Source organism: Telluria sp. BA11 (assembly GCF_056680305.1).
The window spans coordinates 629,289-650,358 of the sequence record NZ_CM155275.1 but is presented as its reverse complement, the minus strand read 5'-3'; the positions used below and the strand labels follow the sequence as shown (position 1 = coordinate 650,358).

The window sequence follows — 21,070 nt, the reverse complement described above, 5'->3', positions numbered from 1 at the left end:
ACCGGATCCTGATCCCTGCCAGCCATGCGCTCACGTGATCGTCGAATCACGTTTTTCTATTTCTGGCTCGCCGTCATTCAAATTTATGATGGGCATCGACTCCACCACACGATTGGTCCGTCATGCCCGCCATCCCCCGTTCCTACCTGTTCGTCCCTGGCAACCGCCCCGAGCGTTTTGCCCGCGCAGCGGACAGCGGCGCCGGCGCCGTCATCGTCGATCTGGAAGATGCCGTGCCGCCCGCAGACAAGGACGCCGCGCGCATGCAGGTGGCAGGGGCGCTCGATCCGTCCATGCCCGTCGTCGTGCGCATCAACGCCGAAGGCACGCCCTGGTTCGAGGCCGACCTGGCCCTGTGCCGCCACGCGGGCGTGGCCGCCATCATGCTGCCGAAGGCGGAGTCGGTGGAAAACCTGCAGCGTGTTGCGCAGCTTGGCCTCCCGGTACTGCCGCTGATCGAGACCGCCGCCGGTATGGCGGCGGTCGATGCGCTGGCGCGGGTCAAAGGCGTCGCGCGCCTTGCATTCGGCTCGATCGATTTCCAGTTCGACCTGGGCATCGAGGGCGATGACCAGGAATTGCTGTACTTCCGCTCGATGCTGGTGCTCGCCTCGCGCGTGGCCGGCCTGGCGCCCCCCATCGATGGCGTGACCGTGGCGCTGGACGATGAAGCCCAACTGCGCGCGGACACCCTGCGCGCCCGCCGCTTCGGCTTCGGCGCCAAGCTGTGCATCCATCCGCGCCAGGTGGCGCCTGTCAATGCAGGCTTTCGCCCCACGGACTTTGATGTGGCCTGGGCCACGCGCGTGCTGGCTGCGGCGCGCGAGGCAAACGGCGCCGCTGTCGCCGTGGACGGCAAGATGGTCGACCGCCCCGTGATCCTCAGGGCGCAGCGCATCGTCGACGACGCAGCCCACTAGAACAAGACAACGACAGGAGACATCCCATGGACAATCTGACCGCCTGGCAGGGCCGCACCGAAGAACGGCTGGACGCCATCACTGCGGCGCCGCTCGCGGCGATGGCCGCGCTGCTCGATCGCGATGACCCGGCCCCGCACCCCGGCAGCGCCGTGCCGCCGCTGTGGCACTGGCTGTACTTTTTGCCCGTCCACCGGCAATCGCAACTCGGCCCGGACGGCCACGCGCTGCGCGGGGGCTTCCTGCCGCCGGTCGATCTGCCGCGCCGCATGTGGGCCGGCGGGCGCCTGCGCTTCGTCGCGCCGCTGCAGGTGGGCGATCAGGCGCGGCGCGTGTCGACCATCGCCGACATCACGAGCAAGGAAGGCCGCAGCGGCAAGCTGGTGTTCGTGCTGGTGCGCCACGTGATCGAAGGTGCGGCCGGCGTGGCGATCGAGGAAGAACACGACATCGTGTACCGCGCCAATCCGCAGCCGGGCGATCCAGCGCCATCCCCGGTGGCGGCGGACCTTGACCACGACTGGGTCCGCGAAATCACGCCCGACCCGGTGCTGCTGTTTCGCTACTCGGCGCTGACCTTCAACGGCCACCGCATCCATTACGACCAGCCCTACGTGACGCAGGTCGAGGGCTATCCGGGTCTGATCGTGCATGGCCCGCTGATCGCGAGCCTGCTGCTTGACCTGGTGCGGCGCGAACGGCCAGCCGCTGTCGTCACCGCGTTTTCCTTCCGCGCCGTGCAACCACTGTTCGACATCCACCGCTTCAGCGTCTGCGGTCGCGTCGAGCCTGACGGCCACACGATCACCCTGTGGGCCAAGACCCACGACGGCCAGCTGGCCATGCGCGCCGAGGCGCAACTGGCGTGAGCCATCCAAACAACTATCAGGAGACCGCATGCACACCGAGCACGATTTTGAAGACATCCGCGACGCGCTGCGCGCCCTGTGCGCCGAATTCCCGGCCGAGTACTTCCGCAAGGTCGACGACGAGCGTGGCTACCCCGAAGCCTTCGTCACCGCACTGACGCAGGCCGGCTGGCTCGCAGCGCTGATCCCGCAGGAGTACGGCGGCTCGGGCCTCGGCCTGACCGAAGCCTCGGTCATCATGGAAGAGATCAACCGCTCGGGCGGCAACGCCGGCGCCTGCCACGGCCAGATGTACAATATGGGCACGCTGCTGCGCCACGGCTCCGAAGCGCAGAAGCGCCACTACCTGCCGCGCATCGCCAGCGGCGAACTGCGCCTGCAATCGATGGCCGTGACCGAGCCCACCACCGGCACCGACACCACCAAGATCAAGACGACGGCCGTGCGCAAGGGCGACCGCTACGTGATCAACGGCCAGAAGGTGTGGATCTCGCGCGTGCAGCATTCCGACCTGATGATCCTGCTGGCGCGCACCACGCCCCTTAGTGAGGTCACGAAGAAATCCGAAGGCATGTCGATCTTCCTGGTGGATATCAAGGACGCGATTGCGCAGGGCATGGTCGTGCAGCCGATCCAGAACATGGTCAATCACGAAACCAATGAGCTGTTCTTCGAGAACCTGGAAATCCCGGCCGAGAATCTGATCGGCGAAGAAGGCAAGGGCTTCAAGTACATCCTCGATGGCCTGAACGCCGAGCGCACGCTGATCGCCGCCGAATGCATCGGCGACGGCTACTGGTTCATCGACAAGATCAGCAAGTACGTCAACGAGCGCGTCGTGTTCGGGCGCCCCATCGGCCAGAACCAGGGCGTGCAATTTCCGATTGCGCGCGCGTATATCAATGTCGAAGCGGCGAACCTGATGCGCTTTAAAGCCTGCGCGCTGTTCGATGCGCACAAGCCGTGCGGCGCCGAAGCCAATATGGCCAAGATGCTGGCCGCTGAAGCGTCGTGGGAAGCGGCCAACGCCTGCCTGCAGTTCCACGGCGGCTTCGGTTTCGCGTCCGAGTACGACGTCGAGCGCAAGTTCCGCGAGACGCGCCTGTACCAGGTGGCGCCGATCTCGACGAACCTGATCCTGTCATACGTCGCCGAGCACGTGCTTGGCCTGCCACGCTCGTTCTGAGGAGGAGGCTCATGACACCAATACGACCCCTCGACGGCATCACCGTCGTCACGCTCGAACACGCCATCGCGGCGCCGTTCTGTACGCGCCAGCTGGCCGACCTGGGCGCGCGCGTCATCAAGGTCGAGCGGCCCGGCAGCGGCGACTTCGCGCGCGGCTACGATGAACGCGTGAATGGCCTGGCCTCGCACTTCGTCTGGACCAACCGCTCGAAGGAAAGCCTCACGCTCGACGTCAAGCACGAACAGGCCGACGCCGTGCTGGCAGGCCTGCTGGAACGCGCCGACGTCCTGGTGCAAAATCTCGCGCCCGGCGCAGCGGAACGCCTTGGCTTGTCGTACGAGACGCTGAAGGAACGCCATCCGCGCCTGATCGTCTGCGACATCTCGGGCTATGGCAGCGATGGCCCGTACCGCGACCGCAAAGCCTACGACCTGCTGATCCAGAGCGAATCGGGCTTCCTGTCGATCACGGGCACGCCGGACGACCCATCGAAAGCCGGCTGCTCCATTGCCGATATCGCAGCCGGCATGTACGCGTACACGAACATCCTGGCTGCGCTGCTGCAGCGTGGGCGCACGGGCGAAGGCTGCCGCATCGACGTGTCGATGTTGGAGAGCATGGCCGAGTGGATGAGTTATCCGCTGTACTACGCGTTTGACGGCGCGGCGCCGCCACCGCGCACGGGCGCCTCGCACGCGACCATCTTCCCGTACGGGCCGTTCCTGGCCGGCGACGGCAAGTCAGTCATGCTGGGCATCCAGAACGAACGTGAGTGGGCGGCTTTTTGCGCCATCGTGCTGCAGACGCCCGAACTGGCGAACGATCCGCGCTTCAACGCCAACGCGCGCCGCGTCGCAGCGCGCGATGAACTGGCAGCACTGATCGTGGCGGTGTTTTCGACGTTGACGGCGCAGCAGGTGCGCGAGCGGCTGGAGCTGGCCCACATTGCCAATGCCCAGGTCAACGACATGCACGAAGTCTGGAATCATCCGCAACTGAAGGCGCGCGGCCGGTGGACCGACGTGGACACCGCCAACGGCCGCGTGCCGGCCATGCTGCCGCCCGGATTGCCGCACACCGTCACGCCGCGCATGGACCCGGTGCCGGCGCTGGGCCAGCATACGGATGCGATCCTGGCGGAACTGGGCTACGACGCGGCGGCCATCGCGGCCATGCACGCGCAAGGCGCGGTCTAGCGACCAGCGATAACAAAAGCCCGCGCCGCCGTGATGGCAGCGCGGGCTTTTTGTGTGGCACCTATCAGTCGGCGAACGCGCCGTTCTTCTTGTAGATCGGGCCCCACTTGTCGATCTCGGCCTTCAGGTGCGTGCGCAGACCTTCGGGCGTGGCCTTCGCATCCGACACCGGCTCGGCGCCCAGTTCGGCAAAGCGCGCCTTCACGTTCGGATCATTGAGCGCCTCGCGCAGCGCCGTGCCAATGCGCGCCACCACTGCTGGCGGTGTGCCTTTTGGTGCGTACATGCCGTGCCACACGTACATCTCGAAACCGGCCATGCCCTGTTCGGCCAGCGTCGGCAGGGCCGGCAGCGACGGGATGCGCGTTTTCGTCGTCGCGCCGTACACCTTCACGCGGTTGGCACGGATGTACGACGTCGTCTGCGTCGTCTGGTCGCATAACAGGTCGATCTGGCCGCCCAGCATATCGCTCAACGCCGGCGCCGTGCCCTTGTACGGAACGGTCGTCAGCGGCACGCCGATCGCGCTCAGGAACAGCATGCCGCACTGGTGCGACACGGCGCCCAGGCCCGCGTGGCCCATTGTCATCGCGTCCTTTTTCGACTTGATCATCGCAATCAGCTCGGGCAGCGTATTGGCCGCCAGGTCCTTGCGCGCCATGAGCACCATCGGCACGTCGGCAACCTGGCCGATGTATTCGAAGTCGGTCATCGGGTTGAACGCGAGCTTGCGGTACAGCGTCGTGCTGGTGGCCATGCCGTTATGGTGCAGCAGCAGCGTGTAGCCGTCCGGCGTGGCGCGCGCAATGCGGCCGGCGGCCAGCGTGCCGCCCGCGCCAAGGGCGTTTTCCACGATGATCGATTGCTTGAGCGACTTCGCCATGGTCTGCCCGAGGATCCGGGCCACCACGTCGGTGGGTCCGCCGGCCGAGAACGGGACGACGAGGGTGATGGTCTTTTCCGGATAGTCAGCGGCCAGGGCGGCGCTGGAAGCGAGCAAGGCGATGGCGGTGGTCAGTACTCTGCGTGTGATTGCGTATGTCGGCATGCGTGTCTCCTGTTGTAGGCTTTTGTGCTCGAAGCTGCCCCGCGCGTGGCGTTTGATGCAGTCAAGTCATCATAGAATTGAATGACATGCACATGTAAATAGCGTTTTCTGATGCCTCCATCAAAAAAGGCGATAGGTACGACCACTACACAGTGTGCATCTGCAGCAAGTCCAGGTGTACCTGCAGCCGTCATTGAAAATGATTCTCATTCACGATAGAATCTCGGTTTGCTCCTGATCACTGTTTCCTCTCATGTCCCAGTCCCTTTCCCTGCGTCCGTCGCGTCTCGTTCTTGCGCTGTCCCTGGTGTTTCCTCACGCGTTTCCGGCGGCAGCCATGGCGCAGGAAGCCGATGGTGGCGCCATGCCGGCAGTGCGCGTGACGGCGGTGAAGGCGCAGGGATTCATGCCCAATACGGTGGAAGCCGGGAGCTTTCGCGGCAGCGACGTGATGGACGTGCCGTCGACCGTCAACGTCATCACGCGCGACGTGCTGGAGCTGCTAGGCGCCGCCGGCCTGTATGACGCAGTGCGCAATACGGCCGGCGTGACGCGCCAGCAGAACGGTGGCGACACGTGGGACCAGTTGGTCATCCGTGGCATCGCTGTCGAAAACCGCACCAACTACCGCCTCAACGGTTCGCTGCCGCTCATGAACTTCGGCCAGGTGTCGATGGAGAACAAGGAGCGCGTCGAAGTGTTCAAGGGCGCAACGGCGCTGTATTACGGCTTCACGTCGCCGGCCGGCGTCGTGAACTTCGTCACCAAGCGCGCCGGCAGCACGCCGCTGACGACCGTCGGCGCCCAGGTCGACAGCAACGGGACGGTCGTCGCCACGCTCGACGCTGCGCGCCGCTTCGGCGTTGATGACGCAGTCGGCGTGCGCATCAACGCTGCCGGTGGCACGCTCGGCTCGCACCTCGATGGCGTCGGCAACGGCAACCGAGGCTTTGCCTCAGGCGCATTCGACTGGCGCGTCAACGCGCGCGTGCGCCTGCGCGCCGACCTTGAATACGACAAGCGCCGCGTGACCGAGCAGGCCGGTATCAACCTGCCGCCGGCCGTGGGCGGCGTGATCACGCTGCCGCGCGCGGTCGATCCACGCCGGCTCGTCGGCCCCGACTGGGCCAGGTTCGAAACGCATGCACGCAATGCGCAGCTGCGCGCAGACATCGCGCTGAACGATGACTGGGCACTGACGCTCGAAGCGGGCCACGCCGAAACGAAGCGCGACCGCTCGCTGCCGATCTTCCGCTTCAATAATGTGGCGAGCGTCGCGACCGGCGCGGGCCGTATCACCGGTAATCTGCAGCATGCCGACGTCGATTCGCGCATGCTGCGTGCCGAACTGGCGGGCCAGTTGCGCACCGGCCCCTTGACGCACGAGCTGACGATCGGCGCGAGCGACACCGACAAGCGCCAGGCACCGATCTATCAGGCCAACTACACGATCCCCGCACAGAACCTGTATGCGCCGCTGCCGGTGACGAACTTCTCGGTCAGCGCGCGGCCGGTGACGCCCACGACGGCGGCCCTCGACTCGCGCGACCAGGGCCTGTATCTGGTCGATCGCATCAGCGTGGGTAAGTGGCAATTCATTGGCGGCGTGCGCCGCGTCGACTACCGCAGCACGCAGGGCGTGAACGACTACGACGCGCGCGAGACGACGCCGATGGCGGCCGTCGTCTACCGCCTGCGTGACGATCTCTCCGTGTATGCATCGGCGGCAGAAGGCCTGGAAGAGGGCGAGGCCGCACCGGCCGGCACGGCGAATGAAGGAACCCGCATGGCGCCGGGCGTGAGCAAGCAGCGCGAAGTCGGCGCGCGCTGGCGCACGGCCGGCGGCTTGCTGACGCAGGCGGCATTGTTTGAGATCGAGCGCCCCGGTTACTACACCAACGCCGCCAATGTCTTCACCGCCGACGGCGAGCAGCGCTATCGCGGCCTGGAGCTGTCGTCGCAGGGCCGCATCCTGCGCAGTGTGGCCTGGCAGGCGTCGGCCCAGTGGCTCGATCCGGCCTTCCGCAATATCAACGCGACGTATGACGGCAAGCTGCCCGAGAATGCGGCGCGCCGCACCGCCAGCACGTTCGTGGCCTGGGACCTCGATGCAGTGCCCGGCCTGGCGCTGACGGCCGGCGCGTACTACACGGGCCGGCGGCCCGTGAATGACCTGAACCAGGCCTGGCTGGGTGGCACGACGCTGTTGGGCGTGGGCGCGCGCTACATCGGCCAGTTCGCCGGCAAGCGCACCACGTGGCAGCTCAACGTCGACAATGCGGCCGACAAACAGTACTGGGCCGGCGCCGGCACGCGCCTGAGCGCAGGCTTGCCGCGCCTGATCAAGCTGTCGATGAAGGTCGCGCTGTGAGCCTCTGGCGCTTGCCGACGCCACGCGAAGTCTGGTTCCAGCTGCACTGGTTCGTCGGCATCACGGCCGGCACGCTGCTGGCCGTCATTGGCCTGACCGGCGCCATCATGGCGTTCGAGGACGAACTTCTGGACGTACTCAATCCGGGTGTCATGACGGTCGATGCCGAAGCGCGTCCGCCTCTCGAGCCCGCACAGCTGCTGCAGATAGCGCAGCATGCACGTCCCGGGGAGCGCGTGGTGAGCATCGTGCTGGAAGCGGATCCGGGCAGCACGGCGCTGGTGCGCTTTGCCGCGCCGTCGGGTGAGCGACGCGGTCCGGACGTGCGGGTCCACCCATACAGCGGCGCCGTGCTGCCAACGCTGCGTTTCGAGGCCGCGTTCAACTGGGTCGAGGAGTTGCATCGCTGGCTGCTGCTGCCGCGCGCGCCGGGCCGTCTCGTGCTGGGCATCCTGGCGCTGTGCCTCGTGGGGCTCGCGCTCAGCGGCCTGTATCTGCGCTGGCCGCGCAAACCCGCCAACTGGCGCACGTGGCTGACCTTCAATACCAGCCTGCGTGGCCGCTCGTTCCTGTGGGCGCTGCACGCGATTGCCGGCACCTGGGCGCTGGTGGCTTACCTGATCGTGGGGGGCACCGGCATCTACTGGAGTTTTGACGTCGTGCGCGACACCGTGCAGGCGTGGGCCGGCAACGAGCGTCGCGCCGCAACCGGGACGATGGCGAAGCCACGTGAACGCAAGCGCGCAGCAACGCCGGATGGCCCTGCCGCTCTCGATCCGGCCTGGAACACCTTCCTCGCGCACGCCCCGAACTGGGCCAGCGCGACGATCCGCCTGCCGGAACGCGGCAGCAGCGCCTACCAGCTGACGTGGATCGCGCAGGACGGCCCGCACGAGCGCGCCCGCAACCGCATGTCGCTGCGCGCCAGCGACGGCGCACTGCTCAAGAACGAACCCTACGGCGCCCAAACACTTGGCCAGCGCGCCCTGACCACGATCCGGCCGCTGCACACGGGCAGCTATTTCGGCTTGCCGGGGCGGGTCATCATGATGCTTGCCAGTCTGGCCTTGCCCGGCTTTGCCATCACCGGCTGGCTGTTGTACCTGGGCCGGCGCCGCCAGAAGCGCGCATTGGCGCGCGAACGGGCGCTGGCCATGACGAGCGAATCCACCACGCCAGGCGCCGGCGCACCGATCCTGCTGGCGTTCGCAAGCCAGGGCGGCCAGGCAGAGCGGATTGCGCTGCACAGCGCCGCCGCACTGCGCGCCGGTGGCCGCGCGGTCGACCTGCGTGCGGTGTCCGCGCTCAGCCCGGGCGAACTGGCCGGCTACGACCACGCGCTGTTCGTGGCGGCGACCTTCGGCGACGGCGAGGCGCCGGATGCCGCGCGCCGCTTCACGCGCGAGCTGCATGCAGGGCCAGTTGCCCTGGCCGGCTGCAAGTACGCGGTGCTGGCCCTGGGCGACCGCAACTACACGCGCTACTGCGGCTACGGCATCGCGCTTGACGAGCGCCTTGGTGCGCTGGGCGCCACTGCGCTATTCCCAAGGATCGACGTCGACCAGGGCGACGCCGCGGCGCTGGGCCGCTGGATGCATGCGCTGGGCACACTGGGTGCGGCCGCCGGTACGCTGCCCGCCGCTGCCAATGACGCGGCACCGATGACCGACTGGCGCCTCGTCGCGCGTACCCACTTGAATCCCGGCAGCCTGGGCGCGCCGCTGTATGAAATCGTGCTGCAGACGACGGCAGATCAGCAGTGGCAGGCTGGCGACCTGCTGGACGTCGCCGCGTGCCATACGGCGGCGACCGTCGATGCCTGGCTGGCGGCCAGCGGCCTGGATGGCACGGCGCGCGTTACCTGGCAGGGCGAACCGCAGCCGCTGCGCGACGCGCTGGCCTGGAGCGAGCTGCCCGGCGCCGGGCATCCGTTCGCATCGACCCAGAAGTGTGCGGATGCGCTCAAGCCGCTGGCGCCGCGCCGCTATTCCATCGCCGGCATTCCGCAGGATGGCGCACTGACGCTGCTCGTGCGCCAGCAGCGCCACGAGCAGGGCATGGGCCTGGCATCCGGCTGGCTGACTGCGCATCTCGCCGTCGGCGCGATGGTCCGCGCACGGCTGGCGACGAACCCGGGTTTCCATGGTCCGCAGGATGCGCGGCCCTGCATCTATATCGGCAACGGCTCGGGCATGGCCGGCCTGCGCGCGCACCTGCGCAGCCGCGTTCTGGCCGGCCAGCACCGCAACTGGCTGCTGTTCGGCGAACGTCAGCGTGCCTTCGACAGCCTGTGCATGGGCGAGATCGCCGCGTGGCGCGACGCAGGCGCGCTGCCGGAATGCGATCTGGTATTTTCGCGCGATGACGCGCCCGAGTATGTGCAGGACCGCCTGCGCGCACGCGCCGATACGCTGCATGAGTGGGTCGAACGCGACGCCGTCATCCATGTCTGCGGCAGCCTGCAGGGCATGGCGGGGGAGGTCGATGCGGCGCTGGCGGCGATTCTGGGCGAGGCCGGGCGCGATCGCCTGATCGATGCGGGCCGTTACCGGCGCGACGTCTATTGAGCACGTGCTGTGTGTGTCTGGCGGTGTTCGTCCCATCCCGGCGAGTAGGCGGCGCTATCGCTATACTGGCGCCATGCAAACCGAGTATCCGGCTGGCGCCGACGATTTCCTGACCATCCTGGCCGCGCGGCGCAACTACACGCTGCGCCGTCTCGTCGCGCCCGGCCCGGACGACGCGGCCCTGCTGCACATCGTCGAAGCCGGTGCGCAGGCACCTGACCACGGCCTGCTGCGGCCGTGGCGCTTCATCCTGATCCCGCAGCACAAGCGGCATCTGCTGGGTGACGTGTTCGCCGCTGCCGTCCTGGCGCGCGATCCGGCCTGCGGCGACGAGGCGCTCGCCACGGCGCACGACAAGGCCCTGCGCGCGCCATGTCTGCTGGTGGCGGTGCTGAGCGACGAACCGGGCACCATCATCCCGGCGCACGAAAAACTGGTGTCGCTTGGCTGCGCCATCCAGAACATGCTGGTGGCAGCTCAGTTGCTGGGCTTTGCAAGTGGCCTGGCCAGCGGCGCGGCGATGGATTTTGCTGGCATGCGCACGTTGCTTGGGCTGGAGGCGCACGAGCGGGCCATCTGCTTCATCGGTCTGGGTACCGCGTCGACCGTGAAGGCGCCGCGCGCGCGGCCGGATTTGAGGCAGTTTCTCAGCAGTTTGTAATATGTTTGAACGCGTGGACGGCAGAGCCGTCCACCCTACCGGCATGGGGACTGTCGTCATGCCACCGACCTGACGTAGGGTGGACGGGTTTCCCGTCCACGCGTTCAACGACCCCCGAACGCCCAGACAGCAAAAAGCCCGCCGATTGGCGGGCTTTTCAATGTGCGCTGCGGCTTCGCCCACGCTATCTGCGTGGTGCGCGCTGCGGCGTCACGACAGCAGCATCAGATTGCGCAGATGTTGCCGGCTTTTTCGCCTTTAGGGCCGGTCGAGCGCTCGAACGACACGCGCTGATTTTCGGCCAGGCTCTTGAAGCCTTCCGATTGGATGTCCTGGAAATGCGCGAACAGATCGTCGCCGCCGCCATCAGGCGTGATGAAGCCGAAGCCTTTTGCGTCGTTGAACCATTTTACGGTGCCGGTTTGGGTAGTCATGTTGAATTCCTTTGCAGTGACATGGGCAAAATCGCCCAATACGCACGTTCAACCAAGAGAAGATAAAAGCGGGGGAATCAAACTGGACTGCCGGAAGGGGCGAGGCGGGAGAGAAAAGCCAACAATAACAACGACTTGATGTGGTGCATCGTTGAAGATACACGGCTTTTCCAGAATGTCCTAGTCATTTCTTGATTGATTCCCCGAATCGATCTCAGTGTGCAGAAACGAGCTTGAGCCCGACGATGCCCGCCGCGATCATGCCGATACACGCCAGCCGCGCCGGTGACGCCGATTCCCCAAGCACGATGATGCCCACGAGCGCCGTGCCGACGGCGCCGATCCCCGTCCAGATTGCGTAGGCGGTCCCGATTGGCAGCGTCTTGAGCACGTGGGCGAGCAGGCCGAAGCTGACGATCATGGCGGCGACCGTGCCGACCGTTGGCCACAGGCGTGTGAAGCCTTCCGTGTATTTCAGGCCAACGGCCCAGACAATTTCAAACAGTCCTGCAAGGACCAGCAGTATCCAGACCATATTGCCTCCGATTGCGTGAGGCTCGATACTATGTCGAATCTGGTGATGAAAAAAGTCAGCACCTATCAATGGAATTGAACGATGGCGTTTGACCTCGACAACGTAAAGGCCTTCCTGGCGGCGATCGACCATGGCTCGTTTTCAGCGGCCGCGCGCGCGCTCGGTCGCGTGCCATCGGCCGTCAGCATGGCGATCGCAAATCTCGAAGCGCAGCTCGACGTGCAGCTGTTCGACCGCACCGGTCGCAATCCGGTGCCGACAGCGCAGGCGCTGGCGCTGCTGCCGCAGGCGCGCCTGCTGGCCGAGGGACTGCAGCGCCTGAACGTGCATGCGCTGTCTTTGAACCGCGGCCTGGAAGCGTCGCTGACGCTGGCGCTCGTGCCCGAACTGCTGGGCACCGTGCCATGGAGCGCCGCGCTGCACGCGCTGGCACTCGAGCATCCGCTGCTGCAGGTCGAAGTGCTGACCGCGCCGCAGGCCGATGCACTGGCCATGGTGCGCAGCGGGCGTGCCGACCTGGCGCTGGTGTTCGAACGTTACGGCGCGGCGCCGTATCAGGCATTCCAGGAGGTGGCCGAGGAGCGCCTGGTGGCGGTGGCGGCGCGCTCCCATCCGATGTTCAAGGGGGCCGAGCAGGCGCAGGTGCGCGACACCGATCTGCTGCTGCAGCGCCAGATCATCGTGGCGGGGCGCGACACCGGCCAGGTGGACCAGCGCATCGCAATGTCGTCGCTGCAGTGGAAGACCGATAGCCCGATCGCCGCGCTGGCGCTGGTCAAGGCGGGCCTGGGCTGGGCGTGGCTGCCATCGAGCCAGGTGCGCGAGGCCGTGCAGGGCGGCGACCTGGTCGAGATCCCCATGGCCAATCTCACCAACGTGCTGCGCTTCTTCGTCGACATCGTATGGACCGAAGAACGGCCGCTGGGCATGGCGGCAACGCGCTTCATCGGACTGCTGAACGCACAGCAAATGTGAACGATCGTGCGGGAACCGGTCGCGCACGCGATGGTGTCGGTTCGGCTAGAATGTTTGCCCAACAATGGGAGGATCGTTGCGCGCGCGCCTTGTGGCGGCCCCGCCTCCCACGCCGCATCACCCAATAAGCATAGGAAGAACATGAGCACCGACAGTACGCTGAACGAAGCACAGAACACCCAACTGCGGATCGACGCGCTGGAATACCACCGCAGCCCCACCCGCGGCAAGATCGAAGTCATCGCCACCAAACCGCTGTCGAACCAGCGCGACCTGTCGCTCGCGTATTCGCCGGGCGTGGCATACGCCTGCGAAGAAATCGCCGCCGATCCGGCCACCGCGTTCGATTACACGTCGCGTGGCAACCTGGTGGCCGTGATCACCAACGGCACCGCGGTGCTCGGCCTGGGCAATATCGGTCCGCTGGCCGCCAAGCCGGTCATGGAAGGCAAGGGCTGCCTGTTCAAGAAATTTGCCGGTGTCGACGTGTTCGACCTGGAACTGGACGAACTCGATCCGGACAAGTTGATCGACGCCATCGCGATGCTCGAGCCGACCGTCGGCGGCATCAACCTCGAAGACATCAAGGCGCCGGAGTGCTTCTACATCGAGAAGAAGCTGCGCGAGCGCATGAACATCCCGGTCTTCCACGACGACCAGCACGGCACCGCGATCATCTCGACCGCTGCGCTGCTCAATGCGATGAAAGTCGTCGGCAAGGACATCGGCCAGATCAAGCTGGTCGCCTCCGGCGCCGGCGCGGCGGCGATTGCCTGCCTGGACATGATGGTGCTGCTGGGCGTCAAGCAAGAGAACATCTACGTCGTCGACTCGCGCGGCGTGATCTGGCAGGGCCGCGACGCCAATATGGAAGAGAACAAGGCGCGCTATGCGCAGGCGACCGATGCGCGTGTGCTGGCCGATGTCGTCCAGGGCGCCGACGTGTTCCTGGGCTGCTCGACCGCCGGCGTGCTGACGGGCGAGATGGTCAAGACGATGGCTGACAAGCCGGTCATCCTGGCGCTGGCCAATCCGGAACCTGAGATCCGTCCTGAAGTGGCCAAGGCCGCGCGCCCGGACGTCATCATCGCCACGGGCCGTTCGGACTACCCGAACCAGGTCAACAACGTCCTATGCTTCCCGTACATCTTCCGTGGCGCGCTTGATTGCGGCGCCACGCGCATCACCGACGAGATGAAGCTCGCCTGCGTGACGGCGATTGCCGAACTGGCCGAAGCCGAAGCGAGCGACGTCGTGGCGCTGGCCTATGAAGGCCAGGACCTGGCCTTTGGCCCCGAGTACATCATTCCGAAGCCGTTCGATCCGCGCCTGCTCGGCGCGATCGCACCACGCGTGGCCGAAGCAGCTGCCGCATCGGGCGTGGCAACGCGCCCGATCACCGACATGGACGCCTACCGCGACAAGCTGGGCCAGATGATCTATCACACCGGTTTCTTCATGAAGCCGGTGTTCGATAAGGCGCGCGCCGACGTGCGCAAGGTGGCCTACGCCGAAGCAACCGAGCCACGCGTGCTGCGCGCGGTGCAGGCCGTGGTCGACGAGGGCATCGCCCATCCGGTGCTGATCGGCGACACGTCGGTCCTGCAGCGCGCCATCAAGGATGCGGGCCTGCGCCTGCGCGAAGGCGCCGACTACACCGTTGTTGCGGCCGAAGCCGATACGACGTTGCAGGGCACGCGCCTGCTGGCGGCGGGTACGGTCGACGCACTGATCTGCGGCATGACCGGCTGCTACGACGACCATCTGGAGCATGTGCGCAGCGAGATCGGCGTGGCGCCGGGCGCCGAAGTGCTGGCCGCGATGAACGCGCTGGTGCTCGACAAGTTCACGCTGTTCATCACCGACACGTATGTCAACGAGCAGCCGAGCGCCCAGGAGCTGGCCGCCATCACGCGCCTGGCAGCCGAGACGCTGCAGCACTTCGGCCTCGAGCCGAAGGCGGCGCTGTTGTCGCACTCGTCGCAGGGCTCGTCCGAGCGGCCGTCGGCCAAACGCATGCGCGAAGCACGCGCGCTGCTGGCCGAGCAGTCGCCCGAGCTGGCCGTGGTCGGCGAAATCCACGGCGACGCTGCGCTGTCGGAAGAAATCCGTGACCTGTACAAGATCGACGCCGGCTATTCAGGCAGCGCGAACCTGCTGGTGATGCCGTCGCTGGACGCGGCCAACATCCTGTTCAACGTGCTCAAGGTCGCCGCAGGCAAGGGCGTGACCGTGGGCCCGATCCTGCTGGGCGCGGCCAAGCCGGTGCACATCCTGAGCCCGAGCGCCACCGTGCGCCGCATCGTCAACATGACGGCGCTGGCAGCGGCGGCCGTGAAGTAAAGACAATCTCCGGGGCCGCGCCCCGGTGCGTTGTCAGAAGAATTGTCAGCAACATTGTCAACAAAACGGCCCCGATCGGGGCCGTTTTTGCGTCCGAGCAGCGCGATGTCAGGCGCCGAAGTGCGCCACCAGAAAATCGATGAAGGCGCGTGCCCGCGCCGATTGCCGGCGCTTGCTCGGGTAGACGACGAACAGGTCGGCCTCGGGCTGCGCGTACCCGGGCAGCACGATGCGCAGCCGGCCGCTGTCGACGTACTTCGCCAGATCCCATTCCGAGCGCACCAGGATGCCGTGGCCATCGAGCGCCCAGCCCAGCACGATGTCGCCGTCGTTGCTCGACAGCGCACCCTGAACTTTAACCGACACCGCGCGGCCTTCATGTTCCAGGCGCCAGACGCCGTGCGCCTCGTCGTTCTGCCGGTGCACGATACAGCGGTGGCTGGCCAGATCGGCCAGGCTGGCCGGCATGCCATGCCGCTCGAGGTAGCGCGGCGACGCGCACAGGAGGCGCCGGTTCGACATGATGCGGCGCGCGACCAGCCGCTGGTCGGGCAGGTCGCCGAAACGGATCGCCAGGTCGATGCCGTCTGCGACGAGGTCTACCGGCCGGTCGGTGACGTCGAGCTGCACCTCCACCTGTGGATAGCGCTGCGCGAAGGTGGATACCAGCGGCGCGATCGTCGTGCGCCCGAATCCGAGCGATGCATTCACGCGCAGCAGGCCGCGCGGCACGGCGCGCGTGCTCGATACCGCTTCCTCCATCTCGTGCAGGTCGGCCAGGATGCGCGTCGCGTAGTGCAGATAGGTTTCGCCCTCGGGCGTGAGGCTGCTGGTGCGCGTGGTGCGGTTCACGAGCCGCACGCCGAGGCGTTCTTCGAGCTGTGCCAGGCGTTTGGTAGCTGCCGGCGGCGTGAGGTCGAGCGCGCGCGCAGCGGCGCTCAGGCTGCCGTGGCGGGCCAGCAGCACAAAGAATTCGAGATGGGAGGCGAGGTCATTATTCACTTTGGGTGAAGAATCTTGTGAAAGTGATTCAATCATAACCGCCTTCGCAGCGAATAATCTGGTGTCTCGTTCAACCAGCACACGAAAGACACCGCCATGAGAATCGTCGACATCCGCGAGCAGACCGTTCCGATCAGCTCCCCGATCCGTAACGCCTACATTGATTTCAGCAAGATGACGCTGAGCGTGGTCGGCGTGGTGACCGACGTGATCCGCGACGGCAAGCCCGTGATCGGCTATGGCTTCAACTCCAACGGCCGCTATGGCCAGGGCACGCTGATGCGCGAGCGCTTCATCCCGCGCATCCTCGAGGCAGATCCGGCCGCGCTGCAGGACGACACGGGCGCGAATTTCGACCCGCACAAGATCTGGCAGACGATGTTCACCAACGAAAAGCCGGGTGGTCACGGCGAGCGCTCGGTGGCCATCGGCACCATTGACATGGCGGTGTGGGATGCGACGGCCAAGATCGCGGGCGTGCCGCTGTTCCAGCTGCTGGCCGACCGCTATGGGAATGGCCAGCCGGAGCGCCGCGTGTTCGTGTATGCGGCCGGTGGTTACTATTATCCCGGGCAGGACCACGGCAAGCTGAAAGACGAGATGCGCAGCTATCTCGATCGCGGCTACACGGTGGTCAAGAAGAAGATCGGCGGCGACTCACTTGACGAAGACCTGCGCCGCATCGATTCGATCCTGAGTGTGCTGGGCGACGGCCAGAAGCTGGCGGTCGACGCGAACGGCCGCTTCGATCTGGACACGGCGATCCGCTACGCCAAGGCGCTGTCGCAGTACGATCTGTTCTGGTATGAAGAAGCGGGCGACCCGCTCGACTACGAGCTGCAGGCGACGCTGCGCAACTACTACGCCAATCCGATGGCCACGGGCGAGAACCTGTTCTCGATGCAGGACGCGCGCAACCTGATCCGCCACGGCGGCATGCGCGCTGACCGCGACTGGCTGCAATTCGATTGCGCGCTCAGTTATGGCCTGGTGGAGTATCTGCGCACGCTCGACATGCTGAAGGAGCACGGCTGGTCGGCCAAGCGCTGCATCCCGCACGGCGGGCACCAGATGTCACTGAATATCGCGGCCGGCCTGGGGCTGGGCGGGAACGAATCGTATCCCGACCTGTTCCAGCCCTACGGCGGCTTCCCGGATGGCGTGAAGGTCGAGAATGGGCACATCACGATGCCCGATCTGCCGGGGATTGGTTTTGAAGGCAAGGCCGATCTGATTGCGCAGATGCGGCGCCTGACCGAATGATCAGGCAGGGTCAGTGGCGTCGAATTTGACGGGTTGTGTCGCGCCGCCCTTGCGCCGCACAACCACGGTGCCAGCGATCTTGTCGTGCCAGCCCTGCTTGCGCGCGTCGAAGCCGACCCAGAGAATGCCCAGGAACAGCGGGATCATCGAGACGTAGTAGCCCAGGTAGCGGATGATGAACTGACGCGTGCTTGGCTTGCCGCCGGTACGCGCATCGACAATGATCGCGCCAACGGCCATCTTGCCCGGCGTGGCCGAGAGCTTGATCCATAGCGCGAGTACGAAGGCGGCCGGCAGGAGCCAGTTGATGATGAAGTCGGCCGGGCCCATGACCATCTCTGTGCTGTCCCAATACGCGGCGCCGTAGATCGCGTAGAGCAGTGGCAGCGCGACGATCATCACCAGGATGCTGTCGATGAGCGCCGCGCCGGTGCGCGCCCAGAAGCCAACGTATTCCAGTTCGGTCGATTCGTGCGGCTGCATGGGGGCTCCGGTTGGTTGTGCTGTAAGAACCTCCACAATAGCACTGGCCAACCGGGGCGTGGCTTAAGTCGTGAGGTAGCGCGTAACGGCCTGACCCACGTCAGTGGTGTTGGCTGTGCCACCCATGTCGGGCGTGCGCGGGCCTTCGACCAGGCAGCGCTCGATCGCGCCCAGCATGGCGTCATGCGCAGCCGTGTAGTTGGCGTCGCCCTGGCCCAGGAACTCGAGCATCATCGCGCCCGACCAGATCATCGCGATCGGGTTGGCGATGTTCTTGCCGTAGATGTCGGGGGCCGAACCGTGCACCGGCTCGAACAGCGACGGGAAGGTGCGGTCCGGGTTCAGGTTGGCCGACGGCGCGATGCCGATCGTGCCGGTGCAGGCCGGGCCGAGGTCCGACAGGATGTCGCCGAACAGGTTCGAGGCCACCACGACGTCGAAGCGTTCGGGCGAGATCACGAAGCGCGCGCACAGGATGTCGATGTGGTACTTGTCCCATTTGACATCGGCATACTGCTCGCCCATGGCGGCCACGCGCTCGTCCCAGTACGGCATCGAGATCGAGATGCCATTCGATTTGGTGGCGGCGGTCAGGTGTTTTTTAGGACGGCTCTGGGCCAGGTCGAACGCATACTTGAGAATGCGGTCGGTGCCGTGGCGCGTGAAAACCGATTCCTGCAGCACGAATTCGCGATCGGTCCCTTCGAACATCTTGCCGCCAACCGACGAGTATTCGCCCTCGGTGTTTTCGCGCACGACGTAGAAGTCGATGTCGCCCGGCTTCTTGTTGGCGAGCGGGCAGGGCACGCCGGGCATCAAACGCACAGGGCGCAGATTCACATATTGGTCGAACTCGCGCCGGAACTTGAGCAGGGAGCCCCACAGCGAGATATGGTCGGGGACGATGTCGGGCATGCCGACCGCGCCGAAGAAAATGGCCTCGAATCCCGAGAGCTGCGCGCGCCAGTCGTCCGGCATCATCTTGCCGTGCTTGACGTAGTAGTCGCAGTCGGCCCATTCAAACGTGGTGAATTCGAGGTGGATGCCGAAGCGTTTGGCGGTGGCGTCCAGCGCGCGCAGGCCTTCTGGCATGACTTCCTTGCCGATGCCGTCGCCGGCGATCACGGCGATCTTGTGGGTTTTCATGGGTGTCTCCTGTGAGCTGATCTGAATGCGTCAAGAATAAGGCAAAACGGTGCGTTTATAATGCTGGTTCTTGTGGTGTTAAGGAACACGGAGCGTGAATAATCTGTTGGAGAATGCTGATTTGCGGGTGTTCGTGACCGTGGCGCGTCAGGGATCGTTTGCGAGCGCGGCGCAGGCGCTCGGCATGTCGGCGGCGTATGTCAGCAAGCGGATCGGGGTGCTCGAGGCCGCGCTGGGCGTGCGGCTGTTCCAGCGCACGACGCGGCGCGTCGTCATCACCGAGGACGGCGCGCAGGCGTTTGAACGGGCGCAGGCAATTCTCGATAGCCTGGATGACCTGATCGAGGAATCGGCCGAGCGGCGGCGGGCGCCCAGCGGCCAGCTGCGCGTCTGCAGCAGTTTCGGCTTCGGTCGCCAGGTCGTCGCACCGGCGATTGCCCGGCTGGCGCGCGTGTATCCGGCGCTGCAGATCCGGTTCGAGGTGTTTGACCGGCTGGTCGATCCGGTGGCTGAAGGGTTCGATCTGGACGTGCGGATTGGCGACGAGATCGCGCCGCAGCTGATCGCCCGGCGCCTGATGGTCAATCACCGCATCCTGTGCGCGGCGCCCGCGTATCTGGCGCAGCACGGGACCCCGCGCACGCTGCAGGATCTGGCGGGCCACCAGTGCCTGGTGATCAAGGAGCGCGATCATCCGTTCGGCGTGTGGCGGCTGCGCGCGAAAGGCGGTGAGGAGACGGTGAAGGTGTCGGGCGCGCTGTCGACCAATCATGGCGAAGTCGCGCTGCGCTGGGCGCTGGACGGCGCCGGGATCGTGCTGCGCTCGCGCTGGCATGCGCAGCCGCTGCTGGCGTCCGGGCAGCTGGTGCAGATCCTGCCCGAGTTTGCGCAGGAGGCCAATGTGTGGGCCGTGTATCCGCAGCGGCTGGGCAATTCGGCGAAGGTGCGGGTGTGCGTTGAATTTCTCGAGCGCGAACTGGCGGCGGATATGGCCGCGGATCGGGCACCAGATGCTGTCGCGTAGCGCACCGCAGCGGCGCAATGGGCGCTGTTCGTGCACCGGCAAGGTGCAGCGCACCATCCATTCGCTCATTCGCGACATGGCGAGTTCGTGCAGCTCGACACTGCGCCGCAACATGGGCGATAATGGCGGGCTGTAGCGCGCCGTAACTTGCGTGTTTGCGTCTTTTGACCAGACCTGCGCCGCCTGCAGCTTCTCTTACCCATCCGATCATCCGAGGACCATGAACTCCAGCCCGACGCTTGCCGATTCCGTGTGCGCAGCTCCGCGCCGCCAATTTCCCGCTTGCGTGGTGATATCGCTCGCGCCGACGTGCGCATCGCGGTCCGGTCCTGCCTGCGCGATGGTGCGCGCGTGAGTCAGTCCGTCATGTATCCAGGCTCTCCCAGCAAGCCATCGCGTCCGATCATCGAGGTCAAGCCGCATTCGACGCTCGATGACGTCTACGGTATCGTCGTCGGCGTGCTGTTCGTTGTCATTGGCATCGTGCTGCTGCACGCAGCCGGCCTGCTGACCGGCGGTGTCGCCGGCATCGCCTTGTTGACGTCGTACTCGACCGGCGTGCCGGTCGGTACGCTGTTCATGATGATCAACGTGCCGTTCTTCCTGTTTGGTTACTTCTTCATGGGCGCGCGCTTCACGATCAAGTCGCTGGCCGGCAGCGCGATGATCATGGGCCTACTCAAGATCATGCCATTTGTACTGGTGATTGACCGCGTGCATCCAGCGGTGGCAGCCCTGGGCGGCGGTACCTTCTGCGGCATGGGCATCCTCGCACTCGCGCGCCACGGCGCCGGCGTCGGCGGCACGGGCATCGTCACGCTGTGGCTGCAAAAGCAATACAACATCAACGCCGGCCGCACCCAGATCATGATCGACAGCGTCATCCTGGCGCTGGCATTGCTGCTGGTTGCCCCCCACCAGGTCGCCTGGTCCGCCCTGAGCGCCGTCGCCATGAGCGGCATGGTCATGGCCTGGCACCGCGCCGGCCGCTACTTCGGCAGCTAACCCCCAACAATTAGGGTCAGAGTCGAATTGTTGGGTAAT

The 21,070-nt window shown here is 65.8% G+C and carries 18 protein-coding genes; 12 read left to right on the top strand and 6 right to left on the bottom strand.

Features of this window, described 5'->3' with window-relative positions:
- Positions 1 to 122 precede the first annotated feature (122 nt).
- The 4 genes from AC1MGT_RS02730 to AC1MGT_RS02715 are packed head-to-tail and all read left to right on the top strand — an operon-like array spanning position 123 to position 4,174.
- Positions 123 to 920, top strand: coding sequence for an HpcH/HpaI aldolase/citrate lyase family protein (locus tag AC1MGT_RS02730; protein WP_499502912.1), 798 nt, complete (start codon positions 123 to 125; stop codon positions 918 to 920).
- 26 nt (positions 921 to 946) lie between these two features.
- Positions 947 to 1,789, top strand: coding sequence for an HTD2 family dehydratase (locus tag AC1MGT_RS02725; protein ID WP_499502911.1), 843 nt, complete (start codon positions 947 to 949; stop codon positions 1,787 to 1,789).
- Positions 1,790 to 1,817: 28 nt separating this feature from the next.
- The gene (locus AC1MGT_RS02720; protein ID WP_499502910.1) at positions 1,818 to 2,975 is read left to right on the top strand and encodes an acyl-CoA dehydrogenase family protein; all 1,158 of its coding nucleotides are present in this window, start codon (positions 1,818 to 1,820) and stop codon (positions 2,973 to 2,975) included.
- Between the two features lie 20 nt (positions 2,976 to 2,995).
- Positions 2,996 to 4,174, top strand: coding sequence for a CaiB/BaiF CoA transferase family protein (locus tag AC1MGT_RS02715; RefSeq protein ID WP_499504245.1), 1,179 nt, complete (start codon positions 2,996 to 2,998; stop codon positions 4,172 to 4,174).
- A gap of 64 nt (positions 4,175 to 4,238) precedes the next feature.
- On the opposite strand, the gene AC1MGT_RS02710 is transcribed toward AC1MGT_RS02715, so the two are convergent.
- The gene (locus AC1MGT_RS02710) at positions 4,239 to 5,222 is read right to left on the bottom strand and encodes a tripartite tricarboxylate transporter substrate-binding protein (RefSeq protein ID WP_499502909.1); all 984 of its coding nucleotides are present in this window, start codon (positions 5,220 to 5,222) and stop codon (positions 4,239 to 4,241) included.
- Between the two features lie 253 nt (positions 5,223 to 5,475).
- Here AC1MGT_RS02710 and AC1MGT_RS02705 point away from each other — a divergent pair, with 253 nt between their 5' ends.
- From AC1MGT_RS02705 to AC1MGT_RS02695, 3 genes are all read left to right on the top strand, one after another.
- Positions 5,476 to 7,593 carry a TonB-dependent siderophore receptor gene (locus AC1MGT_RS02705; RefSeq protein WP_499502908.1) on the top strand — a complete coding sequence of 706 codons (2,118 nt, stop codon included), beginning with the start codon at positions 5,476 to 5,478 and terminating at the stop codon, positions 7,591 to 7,593.
- On the top strand, positions 7,590 to 10,160 hold the full coding sequence (locus AC1MGT_RS02700) for a PepSY domain-containing protein (RefSeq protein WP_499502907.1): 2,571 nt from the start codon (positions 7,590 to 7,592) through the stop codon (positions 10,158 to 10,160). The genes AC1MGT_RS02705 and AC1MGT_RS02700 overlap by 4 nt, the downstream gene beginning before the upstream one ends.
- Before the next feature lie 73 nt (positions 10,161 to 10,233).
- Positions 10,234 to 10,821: a nitroreductase family protein gene (locus AC1MGT_RS02695; RefSeq protein ID WP_499502906.1), complete on the top strand. Its 588-nt coding sequence runs from the start codon at positions 10,234 to 10,236 to the stop codon at positions 10,819 to 10,821.
- 224 nt (positions 10,822 to 11,045) lie between these two features.
- On the opposite strand, the gene AC1MGT_RS02690 is transcribed toward AC1MGT_RS02695, so the two are convergent.
- Positions 11,046 to 11,255 (bottom strand): cold-shock protein, encoded by a 210-nt coding sequence (locus tag AC1MGT_RS02690; RefSeq protein WP_258834693.1) that lies wholly within the window; start codon positions 11,253 to 11,255, stop codon positions 11,046 to 11,048.
- A gap of 214 nt (positions 11,256 to 11,469) precedes the next feature.
- The gene (sugE, locus tag AC1MGT_RS02685) at positions 11,470 to 11,790 is read right to left on the bottom strand and encodes a quaternary ammonium compound efflux SMR transporter SugE (protein ID WP_258834692.1); all 321 of its coding nucleotides are present in this window, start codon (positions 11,788 to 11,790) and stop codon (positions 11,470 to 11,472) included.
- 81 nt (positions 11,791 to 11,871) lie between these two features.
- Between sugE and AC1MGT_RS02680 the strand changes: the two genes are divergently transcribed.
- Positions 11,872 to 12,765, top strand: a complete 894-nt coding sequence (locus tag AC1MGT_RS02680; RefSeq protein ID WP_499502905.1) for a LysR family transcriptional regulator — start codon at positions 11,872 to 11,874, stop codon at positions 12,763 to 12,765.
- Positions 12,766 to 12,906: 141 nt separating this feature from the next.
- The gene (locus AC1MGT_RS02675) at positions 12,907 to 15,108 is read left to right on the top strand and encodes an NADP-dependent malic enzyme (RefSeq protein ID WP_499502904.1); all 2,202 of its coding nucleotides are present in this window, start codon (positions 12,907 to 12,909) and stop codon (positions 15,106 to 15,108) included.
- A gap of 108 nt (positions 15,109 to 15,216) precedes the next feature.
- Here AC1MGT_RS02675 and AC1MGT_RS02670 read toward each other — a convergent pair whose 3' ends face one another.
- Positions 15,217 to 16,110, bottom strand: a complete 894-nt coding sequence (locus tag AC1MGT_RS02670; RefSeq protein ID WP_499502903.1) for a LysR family transcriptional regulator — start codon at positions 16,108 to 16,110, stop codon at positions 15,217 to 15,219.
- Between the two features lie 96 nt (positions 16,111 to 16,206).
- On the opposite strand from AC1MGT_RS02670, the gene AC1MGT_RS02665 reads away from it, so the two are divergent.
- Positions 16,207 to 17,373: a mandelate racemase/muconate lactonizing enzyme family protein gene (locus AC1MGT_RS02665; RefSeq protein ID WP_499502902.1), complete on the top strand. Its 1,167-nt coding sequence runs from the start codon at positions 16,207 to 16,209 to the stop codon at positions 17,371 to 17,373.
- Here AC1MGT_RS02665 and AC1MGT_RS02660 read toward each other — a convergent pair whose 3' ends face one another.
- Together AC1MGT_RS02660 and AC1MGT_RS02655 are read right to left on the bottom strand one after the other, a co-directional pair.
- A complete protein-coding gene (locus AC1MGT_RS02660) occupies positions 17,374 to 17,856 on the bottom strand; it encodes an RDD family protein (RefSeq protein WP_499502901.1) in 483 nt (160 codons plus the stop codon).
- 63 nt (positions 17,857 to 17,919) lie between these two features.
- Positions 17,920 to 19,002, bottom strand: a complete 1,083-nt coding sequence (locus AC1MGT_RS02655; RefSeq protein WP_499502900.1) for a tartrate dehydrogenase — start codon at positions 19,000 to 19,002, stop codon at positions 17,920 to 17,922.
- A 94-nt stretch (positions 19,003 to 19,096) separates the two neighbouring features.
- Between AC1MGT_RS02655 and AC1MGT_RS02650 the strand changes: the two genes are divergently transcribed.
- Together AC1MGT_RS02650 and AC1MGT_RS02645 are read left to right on the top strand one after the other, a co-directional pair.
- Positions 19,097 to 20,026 carry a LysR substrate-binding domain-containing protein gene (locus AC1MGT_RS02650; protein ID WP_499502899.1) on the top strand — a complete coding sequence of 310 codons (930 nt, stop codon included), beginning with the start codon at positions 19,097 to 19,099 and terminating at the stop codon, positions 20,024 to 20,026.
- Positions 20,027 to 20,377: 351 nt separating this feature from the next.
- Positions 20,378 to 21,031 carry a YitT family protein gene (locus tag AC1MGT_RS02645; protein WP_499502898.1) on the top strand — a complete coding sequence of 218 codons (654 nt, stop codon included), beginning with the start codon at positions 20,378 to 20,380 and terminating at the stop codon, positions 21,029 to 21,031.
- Positions 21,032 to 21,070: the final 39 nt, after the last annotated feature.

Bases quoted from the DNA above. Each gene is read 5' to 3' on its own strand.
- AC1MGT_RS02730 (WP_499502912.1), top strand. From the start codon at position 123: ATGCCCGCCATCCCCCGTTCCTACCTGTTCGTCCCTGGCAACCGCCCC.
- AC1MGT_RS02725 (WP_499502911.1), top strand. From the start codon at position 947: ATGGACAATCTGACCGCCTGGCAGGGCCGCACCGAAGAACGGCTGGAC.
- AC1MGT_RS02720 (WP_499502910.1), top strand. From the start codon at position 1,818: ATGCACACCGAGCACGATTTTGAAGACATCCGCGACGCGCTGCGCGCC.
- AC1MGT_RS02710 (WP_499502909.1), bottom strand. From the start codon at position 5,222: ATGCCGACATACGCAATCACACGCAGAGTACTGACCACCGCCATCGCC.
- AC1MGT_RS02705 (WP_499502908.1), top strand. From the start codon at position 5,476: ATGTCCCAGTCCCTTTCCCTGCGTCCGTCGCGTCTCGTTCTTGCGCTG.
- AC1MGT_RS02695 (WP_499502906.1), top strand. From the start codon at position 10,234: ATGCAAACCGAGTATCCGGCTGGCGCCGACGATTTCCTGACCATCCTG.
- AC1MGT_RS02690 (WP_258834693.1), bottom strand. From the start codon at position 11,255: ATGACTACCCAAACCGGCACCGTAAAATGGTTCAACGACGCAAAAGGC.
- sugE (WP_258834692.1), bottom strand. From the start codon at position 11,790: ATGGTCTGGATACTGCTGGTCCTTGCAGGACTGTTTGAAATTGTCTGG.
- AC1MGT_RS02680 (WP_499502905.1), top strand. From the start codon at position 11,872: ATGGCGTTTGACCTCGACAACGTAAAGGCCTTCCTGGCGGCGATCGAC.
- AC1MGT_RS02675 (WP_499502904.1), top strand. From the start codon at position 12,907: ATGAGCACCGACAGTACGCTGAACGAAGCACAGAACACCCAACTGCGG.
- AC1MGT_RS02665 (WP_499502902.1), top strand. From the start codon at position 16,207: ATGAGAATCGTCGACATCCGCGAGCAGACCGTTCCGATCAGCTCCCCG.
- AC1MGT_RS02660 (WP_499502901.1), bottom strand. From the start codon at position 17,856: ATGCAGCCGCACGAATCGACCGAACTGGAATACGTTGGCTTCTGGGCG.
- AC1MGT_RS02655 (WP_499502900.1), bottom strand. From the start codon at position 19,002: ATGAAAACCCACAAGATCGCCGTGATCGCCGGCGACGGCATCGGCAAG.